General features: G+C 38.5%; 13 protein-coding genes. All 13 read left to right on the top strand.

The window, feature by feature from the left end:
* The first annotated feature begins 25 nt into the window (after positions 1 to 25).
* The 13 genes from aroA to QM917_RS02050 all read left to right on the top strand — a co-directional run bounded on the left by aroA (position 26) and on the right by QM917_RS02050 (position 16076).
* Positions 26 to 1309 carry a 3-phosphoshikimate 1-carboxyvinyltransferase gene (aroA, locus tag QM917_RS01990; RefSeq protein WP_414284573.1) on the top strand — a complete coding sequence of 428 codons (1284 nt, stop codon included), beginning with the start codon at positions 26 to 28 and terminating at the stop codon, positions 1307 to 1309.
* A complete protein-coding gene (locus QM917_RS01995) occupies positions 1302 to 1778 on the top strand; it encodes a shikimate kinase (RefSeq protein ID WP_414284574.1) in 477 nt (158 codons plus the stop codon). The genes aroA and QM917_RS01995 overlap by 8 nt, the downstream gene beginning before the upstream one ends.
* Positions 1775 to 2623: a prephenate dehydratase gene (pheA, locus tag QM917_RS02000; protein WP_414284576.1), complete on the top strand. Its 849-nt coding sequence runs from the start codon at positions 1775 to 1777 to the stop codon at positions 2621 to 2623. Before QM917_RS01995 ends, pheA begins: the two co-directional genes overlap by 4 nt.
* On the top strand, positions 2620 to 3939 hold the full coding sequence (locus QM917_RS02005) for an LCP family protein (protein WP_414284578.1): 1320 nt from the start codon (positions 2620 to 2622) through the stop codon (positions 3937 to 3939). Before pheA ends, QM917_RS02005 begins: the two co-directional genes overlap by 4 nt.
* 143 nt (positions 3940 to 4082) lie before the next feature.
* Complete coding sequence (locus QM917_RS02010) at positions 4083 to 4919, top strand: LicD family protein (RefSeq protein ID WP_414284580.1); 837 nt, start codon at positions 4083 to 4085, stop codon at positions 4917 to 4919.
* Positions 4916 to 5887: a glycosyltransferase family 2 protein gene (locus QM917_RS02015; protein WP_414284581.1), complete on the top strand. Its 972-nt coding sequence runs from the start codon at positions 4916 to 4918 to the stop codon at positions 5885 to 5887. Before QM917_RS02010 ends, QM917_RS02015 begins: the two co-directional genes overlap by 4 nt.
* A 21-nt stretch (positions 5888 to 5908) precedes the next feature.
* A complete protein-coding gene (locus QM917_RS02020) occupies positions 5909 to 8065 on the top strand; it encodes a LicD family protein (RefSeq protein WP_281334669.1) in 2157 nt (718 codons plus the stop codon).
* Positions 8066 to 8108: 43 nt separating this feature from the next.
* Positions 8109 to 8921, top strand: coding sequence for a LicD family protein (locus QM917_RS02025; protein ID WP_414284584.1), 813 nt, complete (start codon positions 8109 to 8111; stop codon positions 8919 to 8921).
* A gap of 39 nt (positions 8922 to 8960) precedes the next feature.
* Complete coding sequence (locus QM917_RS02030) at positions 8961 to 11675, top strand: MBL fold metallo-hydrolase (RefSeq protein ID WP_414284586.1); 2715 nt, start codon at positions 8961 to 8963, stop codon at positions 11673 to 11675.
* Positions 11676 to 11959: 284 nt separating this feature from the next.
* Positions 11960 to 13055, top strand: a protein-coding gene (prfB, locus tag QM917_RS02035; RefSeq protein ID WP_148131633.1) for a peptide chain release factor 2 whose coding sequence is annotated in 2 segments (ribosomal slippage) — positions 11960 to 12031 and positions 12033 to 13055 — 1095 coding nt in all. Because the reading frame shifts where the segments join, the coding sequence is not laid out codon by codon here.
* A 15-nt stretch (positions 13056 to 13070) separates the two neighbouring features.
* Positions 13071 to 13763, top strand: coding sequence for a cell division ATP-binding protein FtsE (gene ftsE, locus QM917_RS02040; protein ID WP_049548597.1), 693 nt, complete (start codon positions 13071 to 13073; stop codon positions 13761 to 13763).
* Positions 13756 to 14682 (top strand): permease-like cell division protein FtsX, encoded by a 927-nt coding sequence (ftsX, locus tag QM917_RS02045; RefSeq protein ID WP_049504537.1) that lies wholly within the window; start codon positions 13756 to 13758, stop codon positions 14680 to 14682. Before ftsE ends, ftsX begins: the two co-directional genes overlap by 8 nt.
* A gap of 239 nt (positions 14683 to 14921) precedes the next feature.
* Positions 14922 to 16076 carry an MFS transporter gene (locus QM917_RS02050; protein ID WP_075232085.1) on the top strand — a complete coding sequence of 385 codons (1155 nt, stop codon included), beginning with the start codon at positions 14922 to 14924 and terminating at the stop codon, positions 16074 to 16076.
* The last annotated feature ends 111 nt before the right edge of the window (positions 16077 to 16187 follow it).

Below are 16187 nucleotides of genomic sequence, written 5' to 3' on the forward strand. Positions count from 1 at the left end.
AAGTATTGTCAGTATGAGGTCTAGTATGAAGTTAAAAACAAACGTTAACCATTTGAATGGTAGTATTCGCGTACCTGGGGATAAGTCCATCAGTCATCGCTCTATCATTTTTGGAAGCTTGGCTGAGGGTGAAACGAAGGTTTATGATATCTTGCGTGGTGAAGATGTCTTGTCAACCATACAGGTATTTCGTGATCTCGGCGTAGAGATTGAGGACAAGGATGGTTTCGTTACCATTCAAGGTGTTGGGATGGGTGGATTAAAAGCCCCTCAGAATGCCCTAGATATGGGAAATTCTGGGACCTCTATTCGTTTAATTTCAGGTGTCCTTGCTGGTGCAGACTTTGAAGTAGAGATGTTTGGGGATGACAGTCTTTCTAAACGCCCCATGGATCGTGTGACCCTTCCCTTGAAAAAGATGGGAGTTAGCATTTCAGGTCAAACAGAGCGAGACTTGCCACCGTTGCACTTAAAAGGAACAAAAAGCTTAAAACCTATTCAATATGAATTGCCAATTGCCTCTGCTCAAGTTAAGTCAGCCTTGATTTTTGCGGCTTTGCAGGCTCAAGGTCAGTCTGTCATCATTGAGAAGGAGTGCACTCGTAACCACACAGAAGATATGCTCCAACAATTTGGTGGTCATTTAAGTGTGGACGGTAAGAAAATCACAGTCCAAGGGCCTCAAAAACTGACTGGACAAAAGGTGGTCGTACCAGGAGATATTTCCAGTGCAGCCTTTTGGCTAGTCGCAGGTTTGATTGTTCCAAATTCTCGTGTAGTGCTTAAGAATGTCGGTATTAACGAAACTCGTACAGGGATTATCGATGTTATCCGCTCTATGGGTGGGAAATTAGAACTTACTGATGTTGACCCGATTGCTAAGTCTGCAACTTTGACTGTTGAGACATCAGACCTAAAAGGAACTGAGATTGGCGGAGCTTTGATTCCACGTTTGATTGATGAATTGCCAATTATCGCCCTTCTTGCTACCCAAGCTCAAGGTCAAACAGTCATCAAAGATGCAGAAGAGCTCAAGGTTAAAGAAACTGACCGTATTCAAGTTGTCGCAGATGCCTTAAATAGCATGGGAGCAGCTATTACTCCTACAGCAGACGGCATGATTATCAAAGGGAAATCTGCTCTTCATGGAGCCAGAGTAAATACCTTTGGTGACCACCGTATCGGCATGATGACAGCCATTGCAGCTCTTTTAGTGGCAGATGGAGAAGTTGAATTGGATCGAGCTGAAGCTATTAATACTAGCTACCCAAGCTTCTTTGATGATTTGGAGACTTTGATTCATGGCTAAGGTTTTACTAGGTTTTATGGGTGCAGGAAAATCTACTATTGCTAGAGGATTAGATCCTGACTTTGTAGACATGGATTCCTTGCTCGAAGACCGACTGGGGATGCCGATTGCTCGTTTCTTTGAAGAAAAAGGAGAAGCAGCCTTCCGTCAGGTAGAATCAGAAATTTTAGCTGATTTATTAAAAACAGACCAAGTCGTGTCAACTGGGGGAGGAGTAGTCATTTCTCCGCGTAATCGTGCCTTGCTAAAGCAAAATCCAGACAACATCTACCTTAAAGCAGATTTTGAGACCCTGTACCAGCGAATTTCAGATGATAAGGACAATCAACGCCCGCTATTTCTAAAAAATAGTAAGGAAGATTTGGCAGGGATTTTTAATGAAAGACAGGCTTGGTATGAGGAAGTGGCTAGTAAAGTTATCGATGTGTCCAAGCTAAGCCCAGAGGAAATTATAGAGGAATTGAGATGAAAATTGCCTATCTAGGTCCCAAAGGATCTTTTTCGCACCATGTTGTGCAGACGGCTTTTCCTCATGAGGAACTAGAGCCTTTTTCAAATATTACGGACGTTATAAAGGCCTATGAACAGGGAATGGTAGACTATTCAGTAGTTCCAGTTGAAAATTCCATTGAAGGTAGTGTTCATGAAACCTTGGACTATCTTTTCCATCAGGCTCGCATTCAAGCTGTGGCAGAGATTGTTCAGCCAATCCATCAACAGCTGATGGCAGTGCCAGGGCAATCTAAAATTGAGAAAATCTTTTCTCACCCACAGGCCTTGGCACAGGGGAAGAAATTTATTGACGAGCATTATCCAGATGCGCAACTAGAAGTCACTGCCAGTACAGCCTACGCTGCGCGCTATGTTTCTGAGCATCCTGATCAACCATTTGCGGCGATTGCTCCAAGAAGTTCTGCAGAGGAATATGGTTTAGAACTCATCGCTCAAGATATTCAAGAAATGGAAGCCAATTTTACTCGTTTTTGGGTTTTGGGACCTAACTTACCACAAATTCCCTTGAGTCCAGGTTCTGAAAAGATGAGTCTAGCTTTGACTTTGCCAGATAATCTTCCAGGTGCATTATATAAGGCACTTTCTACCTTTGCTTGGCGTGGGATTGACTTGACTAAAATTGAGAGTCGTCCCCTAAAAACAGCCTTGGGCGAATACTTTTTTATCATTGATGTGGACTATGCTGATAAAGAACTGGTCCATTTTGCTCAAAAAGAACTAGAAACGATTGGAATCCAGTATAAAGTACTAGGTGCTTATCCTATCTATACCATACAGGATAAAGGAAAGGAGAAGGAATGACTAGAGAGAATCCTTTGACACACCATGAAAAACTGAGATATGACTATCTTTTGAAAAATATTCATTATTTGAATGAAAAAGAAAAGAGAGAATTTGACTTATTACATGCTAAGTTAGAAGGTCAAAAAAGTTCAGCGGAAGTTTTCAATCCAGAAACTAAAGAACAACTTCTTTCAGACTCTGGTATCGACCTGCCAACCTATGCTAATCGTAGCCGTTCTAGTCGCCGTAGTGGTGGTGCTCAACTGGAAACAAAGGTTCCAAAAGATAAGAAGCAAAAGAAAAAAAGAAGTTTTCGTTTTAAACGCTTATTTGCTTGGTTAGGGATGTTATTCCTTTGTGTAGCAGTTGGAATGATCGTCATGTTCTTAAAGGGATTCCAATCGGCGAATCCTAATAGCTCAAATGGGCCCAAAGATGCCAAAGCTGCTCAGGTTGAGGTTTTTAATGGACAGGATACCCGAGATGGTGTTAATATTCTTATTTTGGGAACAGATGGACGTATCGGACAGAATAGTGCAGAAACACGGACAGATTCCATTATGGTTCTGAATGTAAGTGGCAAAGATAAAAAATTGAAGCTCGTTAGCTTTATGCGTGATAACTTAGTCTATATTGATGGGTATAGCCAAGTTATCAATGGTCAAAAACAGACCGACCATAAATTAAACTTAGCCTACGAATTAGGGGAACAAGAAGGTAAACAAGGGGCTGAAATGGTCCGCAAGGTTCTCAAGGATAATTTTGATCTAGACATCAAATATTATGCCCTTGTCGATTTCCAAGCCTTTGCGACAGCCATTGATACGCTTTTCCCTGATGGTGTGACCATTGATGCTCAGTTTTCAACTCTAAACGGGGTCCCAGTGACAGAAGCGACTGTAGGAGATGATTTGCATGCAACGGAAACTGAATCACCGACTCAAACCATTCGAGCTGGGAAACAACAGATGAATGGTTCGACTCTTCTCAACTATGCACGTTTCCGTGATGATGATGAAGGGGATTATGGTCGTACTCGTCGACAACAGCAGGTCATGACAGCTGTTTTACAGCAAATTAAAGATCCGACAAAACTTTTCACAGGCTCAGAAGCACTAGGAAAAGTATTTGCCATGACCTCTACAAATCTTCCATATACTTTCTTATTGACTAACGGATTATCAGTCCTTGAAGGAGGTCAGAATGGTATTGAAAGATTGACAGTTCCAGAACTTGGAGACTGGGTAGACGACTTTGACGTATACGGTGGTCAATCACTTCGAGTAGATCAAAAAGCTTACCAAAATAAAATGGCCCAGATGGGATTTAGGTAAACTGAAAAAAACGAATCAGAGCTTGGAATACCTATGGCAACAGGTGTCTCGGGCTTTGATTTTTCACATGGTTAGATGGATTTATAAACTGTTTTTATGGTATAATAGAATGATGTATTCTATCAGGAGAGGAAGAGAATAAGATGAGTGATTTAAAGGCAATTCAAACTCGTAGCTTAGAGATGGCTGAATATTTTGTCGCCTTTTGTAAAGAATACGATTTACTCTGTTATTTGTGTGGTGGAGGAGCTATTGGTGCTCTACGAAATAAAGGTTTTATCCCTTGGGATGATGATTTAGACTTCTTTATGCCCCGCAAAGATTATGAAAAACTAGCAGAGCTATGGCCTCGTTATGCGGACGAGCGTTACTTCCTATCAAAAAGTGATAGAGACTTTGTTGACCGCAACCTCTTTATCACTATTCGAGACAAGGAAACAACTTGCATCAAGCCTTACCAACAAGATTTGGACCTCCCACACGGCTTGGCTCTGGATGTTCTTCCCTTGGACTACTACCCTAAAAATCCAGCTGAACGTAAGAAACAAGTACGTTGGGCTTTGATTTATTCCCTCTTCTGTGCACAAACCATTCCAGAAAAACATGGAGCCCTCATGAAATGCGGCAGCACGATTTTATTAGGATTAACTCCTAAATCCCTTCGTTATCGTATCTGGAAAAAAGCTGAGAAAGAAATGACCAAGTATGGTCTAGCAGAAAGTGATGGCATCACGGAATTATGTTCAGGTCCAGGCTACATGAAAAAGAAATATCCAATTCAAGCCTTTGAAGATAATATTTTCCTACCATTCGAAGGAACAGAAATGCCTATTCCAGTTGGTTATGATGCCTATCTCAGCACAGCTTTTGGTGACTACATGACACCACCACCGGCAGACAAGCAAGTGCCTCACCACGATGCCCTTATAGCAGATATGGATAAGAGTTACACTGAATATAAGGGAGAATATGGAGCATGATGAAAGAAAAAATTAGCGTTATTGTTCCAGTCTATAATGTAGAAGCTTATTTGGAACGATGTGTTGAGTCAATCTTAAAGCAGACTTATACCAATTTTGAATTGCTTCTTATTGATGATGGTTCGACAGATCAGAGTGGTGCCTTGTGCGATCAGTTGGCATCTAAAAATGAAAATATCAAAGTTTTTCATATTAAGAATGCAGGAGTCTCGAATGCTAGAAATATAGGTATTCAACATTCAAGAGGAGAATGGATTACTTTTATTGATAGTGATGATTTTATTACACCAGATTACTTGGAAACTTTAATAAGTGTAGTTGACAGTGACGAGTCTATAGGGGTTAGTATAGCACGTCTCCATCATATAAAAAATGGTCAAATTACAGAATTACCGAATTTTTCAGGAAAAGAAGAGAAATGGTCGACAGAGCAGACGATGAGAGAATTATTGACGACAACTAGAACTTCTTTTTTCCCTGTTGCAAAATTATTTAAAAGAGAGATTGTTTCAAGTTTTACATTCAATACAGACTATCATTTGGCTGAAGATGCTTTATTTTTAACAGAAGTCTTACTAAAAACCAGATGTACTAGTGTATTTGTTGATAAACCAATCTATTATTATGATCATCGTCAGGGAAGTGCAACAACTTCTGTCAACGATCATGTATTTGATACCATAGAGGTCTATAAAATTATTATTTTTGAAGTTTTTCAAATATTTCCAAAACTAAAAACTGAATTAGTGAATAGAGAATGTTGGTCATATATCACAGTGTACGATAAAATAATCTTTACAGATTTAAGTCAATATCCAACAGAAAAAATTAAGTTGAGAAAGTGGATTATTAAACATTTATCTGAGATATTAAAAGATCCTTATTTTACTAATTTTCGAAAAATAGCCGTTTTGTCCCTCCTTGTTTCTCCATGGATCTATAGACAAATCGTCGGCTTAAATCAATAATGTCATTTAAAGGAGTTGAAGATGAATTTTTCAAAAACGAATGAATGCTTTGAAAAATCAAAATTTTGGATTTCATATCTGTTTGTTTTTATTTCGATTTTAAGCATGAGTTCACTAGTGTATAAAGTAACAAGTCCTATTTATAAAGGATTGTCAGCAATTGTTGTTCTTTGTATTTGTTTAACCTTATTTTTAAATTGGAAACGAATAGAAATTGATAAGAAATATCTAGGTTTATTTGGACTCTTAGCAGGTAGTCATCTAGTAGCAACAGTGGTTAATCGTTCGGGTCACTTGCTTGGGAATATGATTGAAATCTTCTTTATGATAGCCTACATTTTGCTATTTACTATGGTGAATTCAGAATATCTTAAGAAGTTAATTCGCTTGATTGCTGGAACGGTTCAATTTGTTTCTTTTTTCTCTGCTATATTTGCCTTTGTTCTTTTAATATTTAGAATTTTAATATTATTTAAAATTGGAGAACACTCCTATTATTATGGTGTTATGAATGGTCGTTTATGGGGAGTTGTTAACCCAAATGCAAGTGCTATTTTTTCTTATATTAGTATTGTTTTTGCTTTGTATCTCATCCACAAAGGAAGTAAGTACTCGATTTATCTGAAGATAAATAATGTAATTCAATTTCTAAATTTTGCGGCTATGCAAAGTAGAGGTGCCTTATTATCAGCCGTTTTAATGCTGGGATTTTATTCGCTTTTTATTGCCAGAGGAAATCTACTGAAAAAATGTCTCACATTTCTGGTTGCTGGTACCTTAATTGTAGCTAGCAATATTGGTATTAGTTATGTAACTTCAGTATATATTTTAGCTGCTAAGGCAACAGTCATTGACTTAAATAAAGGTGAGTCTTATTCTGAGACAGATTCGGACGTAGCTAAGAAAAATGGTGAACTTCACCTAATCGAAACAACTCCAAGCGGACGTACTTATATTTGGGAAAATGCTATTAAAATGGGAAGTGCAAAACCATTATTTGGATATGGTGTTCGAAACGTCACTGATTATTATACAGAGTACTTTAGCAAATTTGAAATTCAAAATTCACTAATTGGTGGTAATTTCCATAATATATTGATTACAATTTTTGTAAGTTCTGGATTATTAGGACTCATTTCTTTCATACTCATAATCGCTTATGTAAGTTTACGTTTTATAACTTATTTAGTTGTGACTAAGAAAAATGATGAAAAATTAATTATAATTCTATTTTTTGGGATTTTATTTGGTCAATTATTTGAAAGTCAGATCATCTACTCCACAAATTTTATCAACATAATTTTCTGGTTAGTAATTGGTTATGGTTTAACGATTTGTTTGAAAGAAAAAAATATCCGCTATGAGGAAGTAACAGATATTTCCGAAATTCAAAAAATGGAATTAGGAATTATGGAGTACATTCATGAAGTTTGTCAGAAAATTGGTGCCAAATATTTCTTAGCTTATGGTAGTCTAATTGGGGCAGTTCGTCATAAAGGTTTTATTCCTTGGGACGACGATATGGATATTTGTATGCTTCGAGATGATTATGAAAAATTACAAGATTATCTGATTGCACATCCAGATGAACGATATGAACTCATGTCTTATAAAAATAATATCAATTATGTTTATCCTTTCATGAAGATCAAAGATAATCAGACCTATCTAGTCGAGGAGGATGTGCGAATTGATTCGAATATGGGTATCTATGTAGATATTTTCCCTGTAGATGGTTATGAAGATGATCAGGCGTTTAAGGATAAAATGACCAAAATTATTAAAAAACGTCAATTAAGTTGTTATACTTTCAAAGGAATTACGAATACTAAAAGTGTAGTCAATTCAATGATTCGCTATATTTCTGTTATGATCTTTTATTTCACAAACACAAATAAGTATGTTTCTCAAATCGATGAATTAGCAAAATCTAGAAAAGTAGAGGATTATGAACAAGTAGACTACCTTATTTATAAAGATATGAATAAACCTGTTTGGAAACGCGAATGGTTAGAAAATGTTGAAACTGGTAATTTTGAAGGTAAGGAATTCATGATACCAAACCACTACCATGAAATTCTCACTTCAGATTATGGGGACTACATGCAGTTGCCACCAGTAGAGCAACAAGTTTCTCACCATGATTTCAAACTATGGAAAATTATAGAGAATGGATAATTTTTTTCGTCTTAGAAAAGAGCAAAAATTAGGAGTGACAAAGATGTCTGAGAGAATTTTAAGCTTAGAAGAAATCAAGCAAGTAGAACTTGATATTCTAGAGTATTTACATAAAATCTGTGAAAAACACGATATTAAGTATTTCATCGATTTTGGAACCTTGCTAGGAGCTGTACGTCACCAAGGTTTTATTCCTTGGGATGATGATACAGATATTTCCTTAGCTCGGGATGAATTTGAAAAACTTTATAAGGTTTTAAAAAACGAAAATCATCCATACTATAAAATGATTTCCTTTAGAGAAACAAAGGGCTATCCATACAGTTATATGAGAGTCTATGATATAAGAACACGTAGAGATGCCAATCTTAGAGATTCTACGGTTGTGTTAGGAACCTGTGTTGATGTATTTCCGTATGATGGTGTTGCAACGGAGAAAAGTGACCGTAAAAAAATGAAACTCTACCAATATCTTATTCGCCTCTCTTCTTTAAATTTTAAGGGGATTAAGTCTGAGAATGGGGGACTTAAAAATCTACCTCGCTACATTGGGTCAGCTATTTTTCAACTAAGTTCTCCACAAACTTGGAATCAAAAACTAGAGAATATGGCTTTGAAATATAGTTTAGATCAAGCTAAGTATCTTGCTTGTACGATATTTGATCCTAGCCTTCCAGAGGGAATCAAAAAAGAATGGCTCTATGATCTGATTGATCTACCATACGAAAACATTGTAGTGAAGGCTCCTAGAAAATACCATGAAATACTTGTTTATGAATTTGGAGAAAACTATATGACTCCACCACCTATTGAGCAACAAGTTCCAGGAGGAGATAAGAATTATTGGATTGATTAACGAAAAAGTCTAGAAGAAATAGAGAAAGTTTGATGTATTATGAAATCTATTAAAAAATCAATATTATTTAGTGCCTTGTTCTTAGCGGCATCAATCATTCAAGCACCGACAGTCAATGCAGATACTATCTCAGCAGGTGCAGGGAATCGAATCCATTTTATCAATACAAAAGCTAAATCTGGAAGTGATGCTATCCTACTAGAAAGTAATGGTCATTATGCCTTGATTGATATGGGAGAAGATTATGATTTCCCGGATGGTTCGGATCCACGCTATCCAATTCGCTGGGGGATATCCATTCGAAATTATCAGGTCATGGAAGATCGTTTGATTCGCCACCTTGATCAGTTAGGTGTAAAGAAATTGGATTTTATACTAGGAACTCATGTTCATAGTGACCATATAGGTGGAGCAGATGAAATTCTTAATCGCTATCAGGTTGATAAATTTTATTTGAAAAAATATTCGGATAAACGAATTACAAGTACTTGGGGATTGTGGGATAATCTTTTCAATTACGATAATGCTCTCCGCGCTGCACAGAACAAGGGAGTTAAACTTATTCAAGACATAAAGGATGAAGATAGCCATTTTAAATTTGGGGATATGGATATTCAACTTTATAATTATAAAAATGAATATGATGCTGATGGAAACCTAAAAAGAGTTCTTGATGATAATTCCAATTCAATTGTTGCAGTAGTGACTGTAGCAGGAAAAAGAATTTATCTTGGTGGTGATTTGGATAATGCTGAGGGAGCTGAAGATAAATTAGGACCTGTTATTGGAAAAGTGGATATGATGAAATGGAATCATCACTACGATGCCAAGATTTCCAATACAATTGGATTTATAGACCATCTCTCTCCTAGTATGGTCATCCAAACAACTGGAGGAGATATTAACCTCGCTTCAACGAGAGACTATCTTCAAAAGAAAAATATCCAAGTGATTCACGCATCTAGTCAAACTCAGGATGCGACTGTGTTTGATATTAGTGATAAAGGATTTACAAACGTTTCAGGGGATTTTCCAAATATTCCTACTGTTGATGAGAAATGGTATCAAGAAGATGGCCATTGGAAATATCGTTTGAAAGATGGTCAGATGGCTATCGGTTGGAAAGAAATTTCTGGAGCAACATATTTCTTTAATGGAAAAGGTCAAATGCAGTCTGGTAGATGGGTGCATGTAAATGACGGCTGGGATCCACATAGTGACGGCGACTGGTATTATCTTAATACAGATGGTAAAATGCATATTGGTGGTTGGTTCTATCATGATAATACTTGGTACTATATTCAGTCGAATGGTGCAAGACGATACAATGAATTAGCTGAAATTGGTGGGCAAAAGTATCTGTTTGATAAAGATGGTAAAATGCTTACTGGTTTACAAGTCTTCAAAGGTAAGAAGATGCTCTTTGCAAGTAGCGGTGCTTTGCAAACAGAAGGGACAGCTTCAAGCTGGCAAAAGCTAGGTTCAAACTGGTATTATTATGATGAAGATGGTCTTCGAACAGTGGGCTTGAAGAAAATCAATGGACTAACCTACTATTTTGATAACAATGGGATCATGCAAACTGGTTGGGCCATGATTGAAGGTCATTGGAATTATTTTGCAAGTTCTGGAGCGATGAAAACAGGCTGGATTAAGGATGGTGACACTTGGTATTATCTAGATAAAGATGGTGTCATGCTAACGGGTCTTCAAGAGATTGATGGCACTCGTTATTACCTCAATGCAAGTGGTGCTATGCAAACTGGTTGGGCCATGATTGAAGGTCATTGGAACTATTTTGCAAGTTCTGGAGCTATGAAAACAGGTTGGATCAAGGATAAGGATACTTGGTACTATCTAGATAAAGATGGTATCATGCTAACCGGTCTTCAAGAGATTGATGGCACTCGTTATTATCTCAATGCAAGTGGAGCAATGCAGATAGGCTGGAAATGGTTTGACAATCATTATAGTTATTTCACAAGCAGTGGAGCTATGAAAACAGGTTGGCTCAAAGATAAGGACCTTTGGTACTATCTAGATAAAGATGGTATCATGCTAACCGGTCTTCAAGAAATTGATGGCACTCGTTATTACCTTAATGCAAGTGGAGCCATGCAGACAGGCTGGAAATGGTTTGACAATCATTATAGTTATTTCACAAGTAGTGGAGCTATGAAAACAGGTTGGCTCAAAGATAAGGACCGTTGGTACTATCTCAAACCTGATGATGGTGTCATGGCAACAGGTCTTCAAGAAATTGATGGCACTCGTTATTACCTCAATGCAAGCGGCGCTATGGAGACTGGTTGGAAATTGCTAGATAACCAATATTACTACTTTACAGAAAGTGGGGCCATGAAGACAGGTTGGTTCAAAGATAAAGGGCTTTGGTACTATCTCAAACCTGATGATGGTGTCATGGCAACAGGTTTTCTAGATGTCGATGGCACTCGTTATTATCTCAATGCAAGTGGAGCTATGCAGACTGGTTGGAAACAACTGAATGGCAACTGGTATTATTTCCAAGCAGATGGTTCCTTATTGAGAAATGGCACAACACCTGATGGCTACAAGGTCAATCAAGATGGCATTTGGAGCTTGAATCCTGATAAAGTAGAAGTTCAGGGAAGTCAAGAAGATCCTAAGAAGGATTCTGATAAGCCAGTAGAGAAGGGAGAAAAATCAGCAGAAGCGACTGAAAAAGATGAAGCTGCTGAAACAAAACCGACTTTGAAGGCAGATAAAGAATAATCTTAGTTGCTTTGCTAGAAAGTTGATTAGGTGCTGTGTTCAGACCTGTCAGATACTTTTCTTTTAAAATAGTATTTATATACATCTCAGAGAATCAATCAATGTTTTTTGGACAAGAAACTTGATCAGCTCTGAGATGTTTTTCGATTTCTCACACACTAAATGATTGAGAATACCTCTCTCGTCTTCAAATAGAAATATTTTGATAAGAAATTTTAAAAAACACCGATTAGATAAATAAGAAAAATTATGGTATAATAAAACGATACAAAAAAGGAGTATATATGGACATTTCAGAAATTCGTCAAAAAATTGACGCCAATCGTGAAAAATTAGCTTCTTTTAGGGGGTCTCTTTGACCTCGAAGGGTTAGAAGAAGAAATTGCCATTTTGGAAAACAAAATGACAGAACCTGATTTTTGGAACGATAATATTGCAGCCCAAAAAACGTCGCAAGAATTAAATGAACTAAAAAATACCTACAATACTTTCCACAAGATGGAGGAGTTGCAGGATGAAGCTGAAATCTTACTAGACTTTTTAGCAGAGGATGAGTCTGTTAAGGATGAGTTGGTGGAGAAGTTAGCTGAGCTAGATCAGATGATGACTAGCTACGAGATGACTCTGCTCTTGTCAGAGCCTTATGATCATAATAATGCTATTTTAGAGATTCACCCAGGTTCTGGTGGAACAGAAGCCCAAGACTGGGGCGATATGCTTCTTCGTATGTATACTCGTTATGGTAATGCCAAAGGTTTCAAGGTTGAAGTCTTGGATTATCAAGCTGGTGATGAAGCAGGTATTAAGTCAGTGACCTTGTCTTTTGAAGGGCCAAATGCTTATGGACTTCTCAAGTCAGAGATGGGAGTTCACCGTCTGGTACGTATCTCGCCATTTGACTCAGCTAAGCGTCGTCACACCTCGTTTACTTCTGTAGAAGTTATGCCAGAGTTGGATGATACTATTGAAGTTGATATTCGAGAAGATGATATCAAGATGGATACTTTCCGCTCAGGTGGAGCAGGTGGACAGAACGTCAACAAGGTTTCAACAGGTGTCCGTTTGACCCACATTCCGACAGGGATTGTCGTTGCATCAACCGTTGACCGTACTCAGTACGGAAACCGTGACCGTGCGATGAAGATGCTCCAGGCAAAACTCTATCAGATGGAGCAGGAAAAGAAAGCTGCTGAGGTAGATGCCCTTAAGGGGGACAAGAAAGAAATCACATGGGGAAGCCAGATTCGCTCCTATGTATTCACCCCTTATACCATGGTGAAAGACCACCGTACCAGTTTTGAAGTTGCGCAGGTAGATAAGGTCATGGATGGGGACTTAGATGGTTTCATCGATGCTTATCTAAAATGGCGTATTAGTTAAAAGAAAGGAAGTCACATGTCGATCATTGAAATGAGAGATGTTGTCAAAAAGTATGACAACGGGACAACAGCCCTACGTGGCGTCTCTGTGAAAATTGAACCAGGAGAATTTGCCTATATCGTAGGTCCTTCGGGTGCAGGTAAGTCAACTTTTATCCGTGCCTTGTACCGTGAAGTTAAAGTTGAAAAAGGAAGTTTGCAGGTTGCAGGTTTTAATCTTGTTAAGATTAAAAAGAAAGATATTCCGCTTCTTCGTCGAAGTGTTGGAGTTGTCTTTCAGGATTACAAACTATTGCCAAAGAAAACCGTTTATGAGAACATCGCTTATGCAATGGAGGTTGTCGGTGAAAGCCGTCGCAATATCAAAAAACGTGTTATGGAAGTTTTGGATCTTGTCGGCTTGAAGCATAAGGTTCGTTCATTCCCTAATGAATTGTCAGGTGGTGAGCAGCAACGTATCGCCATTGCTCGTGCTATCGTAAACAATCCTAAGGTATTGATTGCCGACGAACCGACAGGTAACTTGGATCCAGATAACTCATGGGAAATCATGAACCTCTTGGAGCGCATCAATCTCCAAGGTACGACTGTTTTGATGGCCACCCACAACAGCCAAATCGTAAATACCTTGCGCCACCGTGTCATTGCCATCGAGAATGGTCGCGTGGTTCGTGACGAAGCGAAAGGAGAGTACGGATACGATGATTAGTAGATTTTTCCGCCACCTATTCGAAGCTTTAAAGAGTTTAAAGCGTAATGGGTGGATGACCATTGCTGCTGTCAGTTCAGTAATGATTACTTTGACCTTGGTTGCTATTTTTGCCTCAGTTATCTTTAATACTGCAAAATTGGCAACGGATATCGAAAACAACGTCCGCGTCATGGTTTATGTCCGTAAAGACGTTGAAGACAATAGTGAAACCATTGTCAAAGAGGGTCAAACAGTTACAAACAATGATTACCACAAGGTTTATGATGCCCTCAAGGCTATGCCAGCTGTTAAAAGTGTAACCTTCTCAAGTAAAGAAGAGCAGTACCAAAAGCTGACTGAAACCATGGGTGACGAGTGGAAGGTTTTTGAAGGAGATGCCAATCCTCTTCATGATGCCTACATTGTAGATACCAATTCACCAAGTGATGTGAAACCAGTCGCTGAAGAAGCTAAGAAAATCGAAGGAGTTTCTGAGGTTCAAGACGGTGGTGCCAATACGGAACGCCTCTTCAAGTTGGCTTCCTTCATCCGTGTTTGGGGATTGTTCATTGCAGGACTCTTGATTTTCATCGCGGTCTTCTTGATCTCAAATACCATTCGTATTACTATCATTTCACGTAGTCGTGAAATCCAAATCATGCGTTTGGTTGGTGCTAAAAACAGCTACATCCGTGGCCCATTCTTGCTAGAAGGTGCCTTTATTGGTTTGTTGGGAGCAGCTCTTCCATCAGTTCTGGTTTACTTTATCTATAACCGAGTATTCCAATCTGTCAACCCATCCTTGGTTGGACAAAACCTATCCTTGATTACCCCAGATACCTTTATTCCATTGATGATCGGTCTTTTGTTCCTCATCGGAATCTGTATCGGTTCACTTGGTTCAGGAATCTCAATGCGTCGATTCTTGAAAATCTAAGTAAGATAGTTTACTAAAATCTATAAAAGTAGGATACCATCAAGGCTTCGCCGAGTCAGATGGTCCTACTTTTTATGTTGAACTTATAAAGCAGTTGCTTGCCAATTTTTGGGAAACAGTGTATGATAGGAAAGGACCTTTTTGCTAAAAGAGTGATAGGGACTAGATGAAAGAAATCTTTGATCTCTACAGTAATATCTAGCTCTTTTGACTTAACATAAATAATGAATGAGGATAAAATGAAACAATTTTTGGAAAAAGTGAGTATACTTTCTCTATCGTTAGTATTGATCACATCATTTTCAATATCAAGTGCCCTACCATCCATGTTTGACTATTATCAGGGCTATTCGACTGGTCAGGTTGAACTTCTAGTCAGTCTCCCATCCTTTGGGATTATGGCTATGCTCCTTTTAAATGGAGTTTTAGAACGGATTTTTCCTGAACGACTTCAGTTGACCTTGGGACTCTTGATCTTGTCAATCAGTGGAACAGCTCCCTTCTGGTATCAGGATTACTACTTTGTCTTTGCTACTCGTCTTCTTTTTGGGATTGGTGTGGGGATGCTAAACGCCAAGGCTATCTCTATCATCAGTGAACGGTACCATGGCAAGACTCGTATCCAGATGCTTGGTTTTCGTGGTTCAGCTGAGGTAGTGGGAGCCTCTATCTTGACCTTGACAGTCGGTCAGCTTTTGGCCTTTGGCTGGACTGCAACCTTCCTAGCCTACGCTGCAGGTCTAGTGGTTCTTGTACTCTTCCTTCTCTTTGTCCCTTATAACAAAGAAGAAGTTCATGAGTCCAAGCAAAAGACAGAAGAAGCAGCGAAACTAACTCGCTCCATGCTACAGCTGATTTTCTTCCTAGCTGTCGGAGCTGCAGTCATTGTATGTACCAATACAGCTATTACCTTCCGTATTCCTAGTCTCATGATTGAGGCAGGCTTTGGAGATGCTCAGTTGTCTAGTCTGGTACTCAGTGCCATGCAGTTGATTGGGATTCTGGCGGGAATTAGCTTTTCTTTCCTCATCTCCGCCTTTAAGGAAAAATTGTTATTGGTTGCGGGTGTAACCTTTGGTATTGGGCAAATCATCATCGCTCTTTCACCTTCTCTTTGGGTTGTCGTTGCAGGTTCTGTCTTAGGAGGATTTGCCTATAGCATTGCTCTGACGACAGTCTTTCAGTTAATTTCTGAGAGAATCCCTGCAAAGCTCCTCAACAAAGCGACTTCCTATGCGGTTTTGGGATGTAGTTTTGGTGCCTCCTTAACACCTTTTGTTCTTTCAGGAATTGGCTTAGTAACAACGAATGGTCGAATGACATTTATTATTCTAGGAGCATGGATGATTGCGACATCAGTCCTTGTTTCTCTCTTATTGAAAAAAGAAGCTTAACAAAAAGAGGTTGAGAAAAAATCTTTACAATCAGAAAAACGCATAATATCAGGTGTTGAAAAACCTTGATCCTATGCGTTTTATTTTTTTTATTTTCTGATAATACTCTTC

This window comes from Streptococcus infantis (assembly GCF_047460685.1).
Lineage (GTDB): Bacteria > Bacillota > Bacilli > Lactobacillales > Streptococcaceae > Streptococcus > Streptococcus infantis_AD.

Excerpts from the sequence above, each read along its gene's own strand:
- QM917_RS02010 (WP_414284580.1), top strand. The coding sequence starts at position 4,083 with ATGAGTGATTTAAAGGCAATTCAAACTCGTAGCTTAGAGATGGCTGAA.
- ftsX (WP_049504537.1), top strand. The coding sequence starts at position 13,756 with ATGATTAGTAGATTTTTCCGCCACCTATTCGAAGCTTTAAAGAGTTTA.
- QM917_RS02015 (WP_414284581.1), top strand. The coding sequence starts at position 4,916 with ATGATGAAAGAAAAAATTAGCGTTATTGTTCCAGTCTATAATGTAGAA.
- QM917_RS02050 (WP_075232085.1), top strand. The coding sequence starts at position 14,922 with ATGAAACAATTTTTGGAAAAAGTGAGTATACTTTCTCTATCGTTAGTA.
- QM917_RS02030 (WP_414284586.1), top strand. The coding sequence starts at position 8,961 with ATGAAATCTATTAAAAAATCAATATTATTTAGTGCCTTGTTCTTAGCG.
- QM917_RS02005 (WP_414284578.1), top strand. The coding sequence starts at position 2,620 with ATGACTAGAGAGAATCCTTTGACACACCATGAAAAACTGAGATATGAC.
- aroA (WP_414284573.1), top strand. The coding sequence starts at position 26 with ATGAAGTTAAAAACAAACGTTAACCATTTGAATGGTAGTATTCGCGTA.
- pheA (WP_414284576.1), top strand. The coding sequence starts at position 1,775 with ATGAAAATTGCCTATCTAGGTCCCAAAGGATCTTTTTCGCACCATGTT.
- QM917_RS02020 (WP_281334669.1), top strand. The coding sequence starts at position 5,909 with ATGAATTTTTCAAAAACGAATGAATGCTTTGAAAAATCAAAATTTTGG.
- QM917_RS01995 (WP_414284574.1), top strand. The coding sequence starts at position 1,302 with ATGGCTAAGGTTTTACTAGGTTTTATGGGTGCAGGAAAATCTACTATT.
- ftsE (WP_049548597.1), top strand. The coding sequence starts at position 13,071 with ATGTCGATCATTGAAATGAGAGATGTTGTCAAAAAGTATGACAACGGG.
- QM917_RS02025 (WP_414284584.1), top strand. The coding sequence starts at position 8,109 with ATGTCTGAGAGAATTTTAAGCTTAGAAGAAATCAAGCAAGTAGAACTT.